The organism is Bosea sp. PAMC 26642, assembly GCF_001562255.1.
In the GTDB taxonomy this organism is placed as follows: Bacteria; Pseudomonadota; Alphaproteobacteria; order Rhizobiales; family Beijerinckiaceae; genus Allobosea.
In genome coordinates, this window is record NZ_CP014301.1 from 4424129 (window position 1) to 4436581 (window position 12453).

Annotated in this window: 11 protein-coding genes; 8 read left to right on the top strand and 3 right to left on the bottom strand. The window is 60.8% G+C overall.

The genetic code is table 11. The features are described 5' to 3' along the window. Positions 1-86: 86 nt before the first annotated feature. The gene (gene htpG, locus AXW83_RS21200) at positions 87-1961 is read right to left on the bottom strand and encodes a molecular chaperone HtpG (protein WP_066616945.1); all 1875 of its coding nucleotides are present in this window, start codon (positions 1959-1961) and stop codon (positions 87-89) included. Positions 1962-2238: 277 nt separating this feature from the next. Next, positions 2239-3117 (bottom strand): LysR family transcriptional regulator, encoded by an 879-nt coding sequence (locus AXW83_RS21205; protein ID WP_168166127.1) that lies wholly within the window; start codon positions 3115-3117, stop codon positions 2239-2241. 119 nt (positions 3118-3236) lie between these two features. On the opposite strand from AXW83_RS21205, the gene AXW83_RS21210 reads away from it, so the two are divergent. The 3 genes from AXW83_RS21210 to AXW83_RS21220 are packed head-to-tail and all read left to right on the top strand — an operon-like array spanning position 3237 to position 6770. After that, entirely contained in the window at positions 3237-4373 is a 1137-nt protein-coding gene (locus tag AXW83_RS21210) for a PrpF domain-containing protein (protein ID WP_066616952.1), read from the top strand. 20 nt (positions 4374-4393) lie between these two features. Further along, a complete protein-coding gene (locus AXW83_RS21215; protein WP_066616958.1) occupies positions 4394-5341 on the top strand; it encodes a Bug family tripartite tricarboxylate transporter substrate binding protein in 948 nt (315 codons plus the stop codon). A gap of 31 nt (positions 5342-5372) precedes the next feature. Further along, the gene (locus AXW83_RS21220; protein ID WP_066616960.1) at positions 5373-6770 is read left to right on the top strand and encodes a CoA transferase; all 1398 of its coding nucleotides are present in this window, start codon (positions 5373-5375) and stop codon (positions 6768-6770) included. A 50-nt stretch (positions 6771-6820) separates the two neighbouring features. Here AXW83_RS21220 and AXW83_RS21225 read toward each other — a convergent pair whose 3' ends face one another. Next, positions 6821-7615, bottom strand: coding sequence for a GntR family transcriptional regulator (locus AXW83_RS21225; RefSeq protein ID WP_168166128.1), 795 nt, complete (start codon positions 7613-7615; stop codon positions 6821-6823). A 158-nt stretch (positions 7616-7773) separates the two neighbouring features. Between AXW83_RS21225 and AXW83_RS21230 the strand changes: the two genes are divergently transcribed. The 5 genes from AXW83_RS21230 (at position 7774) to AXW83_RS21250 (ending at position 12431) form a co-directional block, all read left to right on the top strand. Beyond that, positions 7774-9078, top strand: a complete 1305-nt coding sequence (locus AXW83_RS21230) for an extracellular solute-binding protein (protein WP_066616965.1) — start codon at positions 7774-7776, stop codon at positions 9076-9078. Positions 9079-9193: 115 nt separating this feature from the next. Further along, positions 9194-10027: a carbohydrate ABC transporter permease gene (locus AXW83_RS21235; RefSeq protein WP_066616968.1), complete on the top strand. Its 834-nt coding sequence runs from the start codon at positions 9194-9196 to the stop codon at positions 10025-10027. Continuing rightward, positions 10024-10848, top strand: a complete 825-nt coding sequence (locus AXW83_RS21240) for a carbohydrate ABC transporter permease (protein WP_066616970.1) — start codon at positions 10024-10026, stop codon at positions 10846-10848. Before AXW83_RS21235 ends, AXW83_RS21240 begins: the two co-directional genes overlap by 4 nt. Continuing rightward, positions 10845-11843, top strand: a complete 999-nt coding sequence (locus AXW83_RS21245; RefSeq protein WP_066616972.1) for a carbohydrate kinase family protein — start codon at positions 10845-10847, stop codon at positions 11841-11843. Before AXW83_RS21240 ends, AXW83_RS21245 begins: the two co-directional genes overlap by 4 nt. Positions 11844-11870: 27 nt before the next feature. After that, positions 11871-12431 (top strand): TIGR00725 family protein, encoded by a 561-nt coding sequence (locus AXW83_RS21250; RefSeq protein ID WP_082767299.1) that lies wholly within the window; start codon positions 11871-11873, stop codon positions 12429-12431. The last annotated feature ends 22 nt before the right edge of the window (positions 12432-12453 follow it).

Consider the following 12453-nt stretch of genomic DNA (forward strand, 5'->3'; position numbering starts at 1 on the left):
CGTCCGCCCGAACCGCGCCGACGTCCAGCAGGGTCGCGGACACCGCTTTGAGCCAATGCCGCGACCACGCGTGTATCCATCAAGATCTACTTGAGGGACGACGCCATCAAACGTCCTAAACGAGCGGCAAAGAGCTGGGCGTCGGCGGGCCGCTCTCCGTCCAGGACGCGCGCCTCGTCAAGCAGCAGGTGAGCGATGTCGTCGCGCAGCGCGTCATCTTCGAGCATTGCGAGCTTCGTCAACAGCGAGTGCTGCGGATTGATCTCGAGGATCGGCTTGGCTGCGCAGTCGAGCCGCCCGGCAGCCGAAAGCATCTTCTCGAATTGCCGGTCGGGTCCCTTGTCAGGCGCCACGAGACAGACAGCGCTATCGGTAAGGCGATCGGACGCACGAACATCGGCGACCTCCGCTCCGAGGATCTTCTTGAGGGCGTCGATCAGCTCATCGACTTCAGGTGAAGTTTCGGTTGCAGGCTTTTCACCGCCATCGACAAGCGGGATCAACCCGAGATCGGCAGTGCCTTGGGTAATCGACTTGAACGGCTTGCCCTCGAAATCTGGCGCATTCGAAACCCAGAAGCTGTCAACCGGATCATTCAGCAACAGCACCTCAACCCCGCGCGCTCGAAAGCCTTCTAGCTGCGGCGAGCTGGAAATCCGGACGAGATCATCGCCGACAATGTAGTAGATCGCGGTCTGGTTTTCCTTCAGGGCACCGGTATAGTCCTTGAGGCTTCGCACGCCCTCGCCGGAAGCGGTCGTTCTGAAGCGCGCAAGCCCAAGCAATTGCTCGCGCCGCTCGTAATCCTCGTAGATGCCCTCCTTCACGACCGCGCCGAAGTTCTCCCAGATCGCCGCGAAGGTAGCGGGTTCGTTCTCGGCGAGCTTGCCAAGATCCGACAGGATGCGATTGGTGACGCCCTTCTTGATCGCCGCGAGCAGCGGGCTGTCCTGAATCATATCGCGCGAGACGTTCAGAGGCAGATCGGCGGTGTCGACCAAGCCCCGCACGAACCGCAGATAGCGCGGAAGCAGCTCCGCCTCTTCGGTGATGAAGACGCGCTTCACATAAAGCTTCATCCTGCCCTTGCGATCAGCGTCGAACAGGTCGAACGGCTTGCTGCCGGGGATAAAGGCCAAAGTGGTATATTCGTGCCGACCTTCCGCCCGGAAATGCACGGTCGCTGCAGGTTCGTCATACTGCGCGGCCACGCTGCGATAGAAGTCGGTATACTCCGCCGGGGTAATCTCGCTCTTCGACTTTGTCCAAAGAGCTGCGCCATCGGCAAGTGAGGTCGGCTCGGCTCCCGGCTTATCCAGAAGCGTGATCGGCACCGGAACATGGCCCGACTGGGCCTTGATGGTGCGCTCCAATGTCCAGCGTTCGGCATAGGTCTTCGCGTCGTCCAGCAATTGAAGCGTCACTCGCGTGCCGCGCGTAGGCGCGTCGTCCAGCGCGGCGGGCGAGACCGAGAATTCGCCCTTGCCGTCGGATGTCCACGTCCAGGCCTCATCGCTTCCGGCGCGGCGGCTGACAACGGTGACCTCTCCCGCGACCATGAAGGCCGAATAGAACCCGACGCCGAACTGCCCGATAAGTTGAGCGCCTTCCTTGCTCTTGGCCGCTTCGACCTGGTCCATGAAGGCACGCGTGCCTGAGCGCGCGATCGTGCCAAGCGCCTCAATCATCTCATCGCGGCTCATGCCGATGCCGTTGTCACTGATCGAGAGCGTGTTTGCCTCCGGATCGGCGGCAACCGTGATGCCAAGTTTGCCTTCGTCTGCGATCAACGTTGGCTTTGCAATCGCCTCATAGCGCAGCTTCTCGCAGGCATCCGCCGCGTTGGAAATCAACTCGCGCAGGAAGACGTCCCGGTCCGAATAGACCGAGTGAACCATCATGTGCAGCAGGCGAGAAACGTCGGCTTCGAAGCTGTGGTTCTCTGTGGTCGCGTTCGTCATAACGGCTCTCGGACTTCGAAATTGATGGCGCCGATTTGGACGCGTCAGAATGGGTTTTCAAGAGGGCAGAAGTCTTGATCCTTCGCTAGCATGGCGCTCGATTCTCGGCAGGCAATGTCGGCCGATTGCAGCGTTCGGACTGCTAGACTGCGAACGGCGACACTCACCAGTCGCGATCGAAGAGTGCAACATCAGCGACGGCTAATCAGTGACGTAGGTCCCGCCCCCAGGCTCGGACGAACCCTGCTGTAATCGGCATGAATGTTGTGAGCGCTGCTTATTGGGGAGAGTCCCGGCTCTTGTGCTGTTCGACGATGATTTCAAAATGAGTGAGGGTTGGCGTCGGTATCGGTCTCCTAACGAGTGAAAGCAGTGCTGGTGGCAGGACGTCGCTGCTGACACGTTTGTAGACAACGAAATCGGAGTAAACGCCCGCCATCGATGCCGGAACGAAGGTGATCCCGAGCTCTGCCGCGACCAGGCTCAAAATGGACGTCATCTGCGGCGCGTCCTGATGCGCGATGATGGGGCTGAAGCCCGCTCCCTCGCACGCCGATACGATCCGTTCGACTAGCCGCTCACCGATGGGGCGTGGCCGCAAGATGATCGTTTCTCCCTTGAGTGCCGACAAGGAGATCGTCTCGGCGTCGGCGAGCCGGTGTCTGGACGAGACTGCAGCCAACATTGGCTCCTCAACAACGGTCGTCGCCACGAGGCCCGCCAGCTTGATATCGGTCGGCCTGACGAACGCTCCATCCAGGGCGCCGGCGCGCACTGCCTCGATATGGACCAGCGTGTTGGCCTCCGAGAGGGAAAAATCGACGGCAGGGAATCGGGCGCGGTAAGTCCTTAGGATCGAGGGAACGATCCGGTTGAAAGCGGCCGACGGCGTCAGGCCGATGCGAAGCTGCCCATCTTCACCCTCTGCAGCACGCTTCGCTGAAAGAGCGGCTTCCGACAAAGACGCCAGAATCCGCTTTGCGTCCGCGTGATAGCGCTGGCCAGCGGCGGTTAGAGACACCGTCCGCCGCGTCCGGTGAAACAGCGCCAAGCCCAACTCGCGCTCCAGAGATTGGATGGCCATCGACAACGGCGGCTGTGAGACGCCGAGCTTCTCGGCTGACCGTCGGAAGTGGAGCTCCTCGGCGAGGGTCACGAAATATCGAAGTCGGCGGATGTCCATGGCCACTGATAGCAAAATCAGATCACAGAAGTGAGAAAGATATATTTTACCGGCTGTCAGCTTGAGCGCAGTATCAATGCAGGAGAGCAGACATGACCGCCGCCAAAATAACCCGAAAGGCCACGCCAGCGATCTACATGCGCGGCGGCACGAGCAAGGGCGTGTTTTTCCGCGAAGACGCGTTGCCGCCGGCGGGGCCGGCGCGTGACCAGTTCCTGTTGTCGGTCATGGGCAGCCCGGATCGATATGGCCGTCAACTGAACGGCCTCGGCGGCGGCATCTCATCGGTTTCCAAAGTCATCATCGTCCGGAGATCTGAGGATGACGAGGCCGATATCGAATATTTGCACGGTCAGGTTTCAGTCGATTCGCCTCTCGTCGACTACAGCGCCAATTGCGGCAACCTGTCGTCCGCCGTTGGCCAATTCTCGCTCGAAGCGGGGTTGATCGAGATGCCGGACAAGGGCGAGGCCCTCATCCGCATGCGCAACATGAATGCGGGCATCCTAGTGAACTCTCGCTTCGCGCTCCAGGATGCGATGCCCGATTACGAGGGCGACTTCCAAATGCCAGGTGTGTCGGGAGGCAATTGGCGTGTCGCGCTCGAATACCTGATGCCGCCGCGTCCCCTCTGCCGTTCTGGCGCTCCAATCGAGAACGTCATGGTCGCCGGACGCAGCGTTGCGATAAGCGCGGCAGACGCGTCTTTGCCCTGCATCTTCGTCGCCGCCCATGAGCTTGGAGTCGCGCCGGCCAGCTCGCCCGCCGAGATCGATGCCGATGCAGAGACGGCTCGGCTGCTGGAAGTTTTGAGGCGAGAAGGGGCTGTCAGAATGGGGCTTGCAGATGATCCGGCAGCCGCTGCTCAAGCAAGCCCCAAGATCGGAATTGTCAATTCTCCTGTCGATTACATTGCGATCGACGGCACACCCGTAAGCGCAGGCGACTACGACATTGGAATCCGGATGATCTCGATGGGCAAAGCGCATAAGGCCGTGCCGCTGACAGCAGCGATGTGTTTGGCCGCGACCGCGCTGGCGCCGAGCACGATCCCAAACGCGCTTGCCAGAATCGCAAATGCTCCAGAGGTGCGGGTCGGCAGTCCGTCAGGCGTCCTCAGCGTTGGAGCGATCGTTCAGCAAAGGCAGTCGGTCTCGTATGCGGAACGCACAATCGTCTATTCGACGGCCAACAAACTGATGGCCGGGGTTGTCTATGGCTACGTCTAACTAAAAAAATGGAGGAAACTATGAAGCGTCTTCTTGTCGCGCTGTCGCTTGCCTGCAGCGCTGTCGCCGGCCACGCAGCAGAGCTGCCATCGCTCGAAATCATTGCGCCGGCCGGCCCGGGCGGTGGTTACGATCAGCTGGCACGCGCAGCCCAAAGCGCACTCATGGAAGAGGGGATCGTGACATCGATCCAGGTCAATAACCGGCCGGGCGCCGGAGGCACCCTCGGCCTTGCGGAGTTCGTGACGAAGAATAAGAACGGCGTCAATCTGATCGCGACTGGCATCGGCATGGTCGGCTCGATCGTGACCAGCAAATCGCCCGTCCGCATGGATCAGACGAAGCCGCTCGCTTTGATGACGGGCGAATACCTGACCATCGTTGTTGGTAAGAACTCTCCCATCCGGAACATGTCGGATCTCGCTGAGGCCTACAGGAAGAACCCTGCGACCCTCTCCCTCGGCGGCTTTGCCGCGGGCGGCAGCGATCATCTTCTTTATGGCGCGGTCGTCCAGTCCTTCAACGGCGACGTCTCCAAGATGAACTATGTTGTCATGGGCGCCGGTGGTGAACTGCTTGCGCCTGTCATGGGCGGCCATATCTCCACGGCGGCCGGCGGCTACAATGAGTTTGCCAGCCAGATTAAGTCTGGCGCGCTGCGTGCCATTGGAATCGCCTCGCCGACCCGCCTGCCGGGCATCGACGTGCCGACGATGAAGGAACAGGGATTTGACGTCGACCTGGTTAACTGGCGCGGCTTTCTCGCTCCGGCCGGAATTTCCGACGCCGACCGCGCCAAGCTCGACAAGGCGCTCGGCAGCATGGTGAAAAGCGAACGCTGGCAGAAGCTGCTCGAAGCTCGCGGTTGGGTCGATCTCTATATGCCGTCGGATAAGTTCGCCGAGTTCCTGGCCAACGAGGACAAAAAGGTGACCACCACCCTACGGTCGCTGAAATTGATCGATTGAGCGAACCTCGGAAACTGCCAAGCTTACGCTAATGAAGTCAGTCTTCGACATCCTGTCTGACATCTGGGCCTCGGTCGGCGGCGCGCCGGCCGCGTTGAGCGATGTCGAGTTGACCGGGCAGGAGCCCGGGCTGCCGTCGTCGTTTCGCGTCGGCGCGGCCGCCCAGGTTACGGTGGCGGCGTTAGGCCTCGCGGCTTCGCGACGCCATCGTCGCCTCACGGGCCTTCGCCAAACCGTCAGTGTCGCGATGGACCATGCCGTCGCCGAATTTCGAAGCGAGCGGTTCATCTCCATCGATGGCATTGCAGCCAAGGGATTCCGGGATCCGCTCTCCGGAATTTTTCGCACAAGCGACGGTGGCTGGTTTCGTCCGCATATCTCGTTTCCGCATCACAAGCGGCTGCTGACCCGCCTGCTAGCTCTGCCAGACGACCCCGATCTAGAGACCTTTGCCCTCGCTATCGCCGGGTGGGACGCAATGGCGCTACAAGAGGCCCTGATTGTCGCGGGGGGCGTCGGAGCGGCTCTGCAAAGTTTCGAGCAATGGGATGCGCACCCCCAGGCCGGATACTCGGCGCAGGGACCATTACTCCGGATCGAGCGGATCGGAGATGCACCGCGTGATACGACGCATGCAGCGGCTTCGCAGCCGCTGAGCGGGCTCAAAGTGCTAGACCTGACGCGTGTCATCGCTGGGCCTGTCTGTGGCCGGGCTTTTGCCGCTCATGGAGCAGAGGTTCTGGCAATCAGTTCCCAGAAGCTTCCCGCAATCCCGCAACTGGTCCTCGATACCAATCGGGGAAAGTTCAGCGCAAACCTCGACCTCGACGATCCGCAGCAGTGCTCCCGACTTGAGACGCTACTGTCGGAGGCAGATATTTTTCTTCAGGGCTATCGCCCACACGCACTGGAACGGCGCGGCTTCGGCCCTCAAGCGGTAGCAACACGTCGCCCAGGTATCATCTATGTGCAGCTATCCGCGTTCGGAACCACAGGTCCGTGGAAGAACCGCCGCGGCTTCGACTCTCTGGTGCAGACGGCTACGGGTTTCAACAAAGCAGAAATGGCTGCGGCCGGCAGCAAGCATCCTCTCGAACTGCCCTGTCAGGCCCTGGATCATGCGACGGGCCAGTTGATGGCGCTCGGCGCCATCATTGCGCTCGAACGTCGAGCCGAGCAGGGAGGCAGCTGGCTTGTGGAAGCGTCGCTGGCCCGCACGGCGTATTGGCTTCGTGGGCTGGGCCGGCTGGAGCATGGAGGCTCGTCACAGGAGTCACAACCGGCGGCGGCGTTCTTCTGCCAGCACCAATTGCCCGACGGGCGCGTCGTAAGCGGCATCGTCCCAGCCGCTAAGCTGTCGGCGACACCTGCGAAGTTGCAACGCGCAAATCCCGAACTCGGCGCTGATCCAGCCCGCTGGCAGAGCTAGATTAGTCCGTCGTTCGGAGTAACTTGAACGTTTCCAACTGTGATGCGAATTTAGCTCCCACGTCCTGCCATAGACCGGGTTTTATTGTTACGAGCAGCTGGCGGCGAAGGTTCGCTTTGTGAGCAGACCGCAGCGAGTGGGAGGTCCGTTTCTAAAGTCCGAAGTGCTACTCGAACTGTTTGCCCAGTTCCGATGACGTGGATGCCGACCAGTTGTCCGAGGTGCTCTATGTCGCGCGCCTTCAAAGCCAGCAGGATAGCTTCGTGCTGCGCTACGGATTCCTCCCACCGGTGACCGATGTCGAGTGCTGCGAACCGCGCGCGCTCGACCTGGGTCAGGATGACGGCATGCGTTTCAATGATGACTGGATTATGCGACATCGCGACTAGATCGCGGTGCAGTTCCTGGTTGAGCTCGAAGTAGGGCTTTCGGTCGCCACGCGTAAAGTAACCCAGCATCCGAAGATGCTTTTTCTCGAACGCCGCAATCTCGGCAGCGCTCGCTCGGGAGGCCGCGAGGCGCGCCGCCTGAGCTTCCAGAATCGCCTGCGTCTCGAAAAGGTGCTCGACTTGTTCAAGCGATAAGTCGGTGACCGTGGCACCCCGAAACGGGTGCAGGACAACCAGTCGCTCGGCGGCCAGCGCTTTGAGCGCTTCTCTCAAAGGCGTGCGCGAAACGCCGAGCGCTTGGCTCAGCTGCGCTTCGGCGATCCATTCTCCCGGCTGCAACTCATGGCGAACGATCATCTTGCGCAGCTCGGCCGTGAGTTCACCGTGAATGCTTGTTCTGAAACGACGCCGTGGTGTGGCGGTCGCGGCTGTTCGCTTCACCCGAACAAGTGCCAAATCCATATCTCCCGCACGGATTATCGTTATATATGAGCAGGTTGCAAATAATAGCATACAAAATGCAAAATGGCCCTTGTCATCAAATGACGATCGTCGTCAGATGATGTCAATGCCGGACGTCGCGCCCGGCCTGGCCAAGCCGCAGGGGATATTCGATGACAGTGCAGATTTTTTCTCGCCGTTTCGTTTTCGCTTTGGCTGGCCTGTCGGCCATCGCGGCGACCGGAGTGCCGACTGCCCACGCGCAGGATCGCTCAATCGTCGTGACCGCAGTTTCGAGCTTTAAACTGATCGAGACGTTAGTGCCGGATTTCGTCAAGGAAACCGGCATCAAGGTCGATCTACAGGTGCTGCCATACCCGCAGCTCCGGCAGCGCTCGATGGCCGACTTCGTCAGCGGCAGCGCCAATTCAGATGTGTATGCGCAAGATATCATTTGGCTCGGTGAGTGGGCCAAGAATGGCTATGTCCGGCCGCTGGATGAGTTAATCGCACGCGACATCAAGGGTGACGACGCCGCCGACATTTTGCCAGGCGCGCTGAATGCCTTGTCGAAATGGGACGGCAAGACCTGGAGCATGCCTTTCGGGGCGTATTACTTCCTGAACTATTATCGGAAAGATTTGTTTGATCAGGCCGGTCTCAAGGCGCCTGTGACCTTTGCAGATGTCGACGCTGCGGCCGAGAAGCTGACTGACAAGGCCAAGAACCAGTTCGGCATCTCCATGGCCTACCAGCGTGGCGGGCCGATCGTTTCGTGGTTTCTGTCGACCTATACCGGGGCAGGCGGCCGCCTGCTCAAGAACCCACCGGAGGATTTCGCGCCGACACTCGATTCGCCGGAGGCGCTGGCAGTCCTCAAGCACTATCTCGGTTGGCTGAAGTATGCCCCCAATGGCGCGGTCGGACATCATTGGAACGACCAGACTGTCGCCATGCAGTCGGGTCGGCTTGCGATGGCGCCAACGTTCTCGATCAACGGCCCCGAATTCGCAAAGCCCGAGGTCTCGAGCATCGCGGGCAAGGTCGGCTACACCACGATGCCGCGCCTAACAGCAGAGGCCCCACCCGTCATTCCGTTCGGCGGCTGGGCGCTCGGCATCAATGCCAAGACGCAGAAGGTCGAAGATTCCTGGCGCTTCATCAAATGGCTGACCAGCGGCCCCATCCAGACTCGACTGGCGCTGCTCAATGGAACGCCTGTGCGCTATTCGGCACTCCAGGATCCGCAGGTGCAGAAGCTCTACCCTTGGGTTGCCGAGGTCGCCGCTGCTGAACGCGCTGGCCAGGTCTTCCCGGACTATCGTCCTCGCTACCCATTCTATCCTCAGATCGAGGAAGCACTCGGTCTCGAACTGAACAATGCCGCTCTGGGGAAGAGCACGCCTGAAGAGGCGCTCAAACTTGCCAATGAAAAGATCCGCAAGATCGTTGCCGATGCCGGGCAACCGATGAAGTAACGCCTGGGTAGCGACGCGTCCCGACGACATGCAACAGAGCGTGACAACTTCTTACGGGGCACGGACCGGTCTCCGCCTGAATTCGGCTTCGCTGTTCCTTGTGCCGGCTGCCCTCATGAGCCTGCTCTTGATCGCTCTGCCGCTCATCGGCCTCGTCGGCGCGAGCCTGTTCGACTGGAACCTGACGCGGCCAGGCAGCTGGCGTTTCATCGGCCTCGGTAACTATCTCCGGTTGCTGCAAGACGGCCATTTCTGGCGCACCATCGCGACCACGGGCTGGTTCGTCGTCGGAAGCGTTTTATTGCAGCTGGTCGCCGGCATCGCGATCGCGCTGTTGTTCAACCACCGACTGCCGGGTCTGGGCATCGTCAGGACGCTGTTCCTGGCGCCCATGATGATCGCACCGGTATTCGCGGGAATGATCTGGCGGCTGTTTCTCTCGGACGATTTTGGGATTGTAAAATACGTGCTGCAGCTGCTCGGCTGGCTGGATCCGCCGTTGTGGTTGGCCGACCCGTCTTTCGCCCTTCAAACCGTCATCGTGATCAGCGCCTGGCAGTGGATCCCCTTCGTCGTTCTCTTCGTGCTGGCGGGTCTCCAGGTCATTCCGGTGGAACTCTACGAGGCAGCCAAGCTCGACGGCGCCGGTCCTCTCAAACGATTTCGCTACATCACATTGCCCCTGATCGCGCCGATCGTGACCACTGTCGCGATTTTCCGGATCATCGACGCGATCAAGGTGTTCGACCTGATCTACGCCACTACTGCGGGCGGCCCGGGAGACGCGACCGAGACGATCTCCTATCTCGTCTACCAGACCTCGATGACCTTCTTCGATCTGGGCTACGGCTCGGCCGTGGCCACGCTGATGTTGGTCGTGGTCGGAGCCCTCGCGTTGCTGATGGTGATGTGGAACAGCCGGACCGGCCTTTCGGGGCGGCGCGCATGAGGCGCTCGCTGGGAAACGCCCTCGTCTATGCAGCCAGTCTCTCGATCCTGCTGCTGTTCCTCGCCCCGATCTTGTGGGTGCTGGTGATCTCATTCAAGCTGCGCCGCGATATATTCACCTGGCCACCTTCGATCATCGATTTCGCGCCGACGCTTGCCAATTACGCGAATGTTCTGAGTGGGTCGGGCAAGTTCGTCACCTTCATCGGCAACAGCGTCATCGTCGCCGTCGTCTCGACTGCGATCGCACTGACGGTTGGGACGCTGGGTGCATACGGGCTCTCGGGACGGCGCAAGCCCAAATCCCCCGCCTGGTCGTATTGGATGCTCTCGTTCCGCATGATGCCGCCGGTGGCGCTCGTGATCCCGTTTTACGTCGTGTTCCAGCAGACGGGGTTGCTCGGGCATCTCGGTGCAATCGCGCTGACTCACAGCGTCTTCAGCGTCGCCATCGTGCTCTGGATGACGAAAAGCTTTTTCGACGAAGTCCCGCCCGAGATCGAGGAAGCCGCGATCATGGACGGTGCTACGGATTGGCAGGTCTTTCGCCTGATTGTGATGCCGATCGCAAAGGCGGCCTTGGCTGCGTCGGCGATCTTCGCATTCATCACCTCCTGGAACGAATTCCTGTTTGCGGTGATTCTCGCGAAGTCCAACACCTTTACCGTGCCGGTTGCGATCTCGACGTTCGTCGGCGAAGTCTACGTCAGCTGGGGCGAGCTGGCTGCGGCGACGATTCTAGCAATCGTGCCAGCTCTGCTCGTCGCATTTCTCGGACAACGGTATCTGCTGATCGGCCTCGCTCCGGGAGCCGTCAAGTGACGCGCGATCTTCTCGTTTGCGCCGGCAGCCTGACGCTGGATAATGTAATTACGGCCGAAGGTGTCAGACTGCCGCAAAGCTATGGCGGCAATGTCATCTATTCTGCTCTTGCCGCTCAGATCTGGCACGACCGGGTCGGGCTCGTTTCCCGAGCCGGCTCGGACTTTCCAGCAGCTTGTTTCGATATGCTGGCAGAACGTGGAATGCTGCTCGATGGCATCAGGCACGTGCTGGAGCCGCACGGCATGAATGTGGCCTTTTGCTACGCCGCGGACGGCAGCCGGGTGCGCGCCTTTCCTCCAGACGTTGTGGAGAAAATTCCGTTGATCGAGCGCCAGCGGTTCATCGACTACGGCATCGCCGGCATGGCCCAACGGTTTGCGATCTGGACAGCCTTCGCCCCCGATGGAGCCGATATACCCGCGAAATGGCTGCCAGCAGCCTCTGCGATACATTGCGCAGCGATGCCCGTCGAACGCCACCAATCAATTGCCAAGCGGGTCCGCGCTACTAGCGACACATGGATCCAAGTCGATTCCCCCTGGTATGATGAGCGCGATCTCAGTCGCGATGAGGCCAGCGCTCTGTTCGCACGTATCGACGCCGTTCTGCCAAGCGAAGACGATGTTGCGAAAGCCGGCGGAGGCTGCAGCCAAGGTTCGGTGCTCGCGGAGATGCAGCATCGTGGCGCCCGCAGGATCGTCCTGAAGCGCGGCGCCCAAGGCAGTCGGATCATCCTGCAGGATCTTCAACCCTATGACATGCCCGCGCTGCCGGGCGCGAAGGTAGTCGACCTGACGGGTGCGGGCGATTCCTTCTGTGGCGGCTTCCTAGCAGGCATGCACCTGACCGGCGACGTTACCGAGGCCGTGCTTTACGGCACCGTCTCCGCCAGCTTCGCAATTGCCGCGCCGGGGATCTCCGGCCTGCTCGATGCCCGCAAAGACGAAGCCGACCGTCGGCTCGCAGCACTGCGGGCCCATCTTTCATCCTGACCAACCTGCACGAAAGAAAGCAAAGCCATGCGCGTGACCATTGGTGTGATCGGCAAGAACGAGCAGCACGAGAACGACATCGTCTCCACTCAGACAATGGCTGCGGCCGAGGAGGTCGGCCGACTCGTCGCCGAGCGGGGTGGGGTCATCGTCACAGGCGGGCGCTTTGGCGTCATGGAGGCAGCCTCGCGCGGCGCGAAGGCTGCAGATGGTCTCACTGTAGGCTTCCTGCCGGCGATGGATCCTAAGACCGCCAACGCGTATGTCGATCTGGTCTTTCCAACCGGGCTCGGCCGCGCTCGCAACCTGTTGACCGCTCGCTCATGCGACGCACTAATCATGATTGGCGGTAGCTGCGGCACCCTGAACGAGTTGACCATCGCCTATGCCGAGGCTCGTCCCGTCGTCATCCTAAAGGGTTCTGGGGGCTGGGCCGACCGCATCATTCCCTGCCTGCAGGACGGGAAATATCTGGACGAGCGCCAAACCGTGGAAATCTCGATCGCAGAGACACCCTCTGCTGCGGTGGAGATGGCTTTCGCCTTGGCGACCGACGCCAGCCGCGAAGCCATTCCGGACCGGCCATGAGCAACATCTCTCAGCCTGTGCA

Coding starts and splice junctions, on each gene's coding strand:
- htpG (WP_066616945.1), bottom strand. CDS start 1,961: ATGACGAACGCGACCACAGAGAACCACAGCTTCGAAGCCGACGTTTCT.
- AXW83_RS21250 (WP_082767299.1), top strand. CDS start 11,871: ATGCGCGTGACCATTGGTGTGATCGGCAAGAACGAGCAGCACGAGAAC.
- AXW83_RS21215 (WP_066616958.1), top strand. CDS start 4,394: ATGAAGCGTCTTCTTGTCGCGCTGTCGCTTGCCTGCAGCGCTGTCGCC.
- AXW83_RS21240 (WP_066616970.1), top strand. CDS start 10,024: ATGAGGCGCTCGCTGGGAAACGCCCTCGTCTATGCAGCCAGTCTCTCG.
- AXW83_RS21210 (WP_066616952.1), top strand. CDS start 3,237: ATGACCGCCGCCAAAATAACCCGAAAGGCCACGCCAGCGATCTACATG.
- AXW83_RS21220 (WP_066616960.1), top strand. CDS start 5,373: ATGAAGTCAGTCTTCGACATCCTGTCTGACATCTGGGCCTCGGTCGGC.
- AXW83_RS21230 (WP_066616965.1), top strand. CDS start 7,774: ATGACAGTGCAGATTTTTTCTCGCCGTTTCGTTTTCGCTTTGGCTGGC.
- AXW83_RS21235 (WP_066616968.1), top strand. CDS start 9,194: ATGAGCCTGCTCTTGATCGCTCTGCCGCTCATCGGCCTCGTCGGCGCG.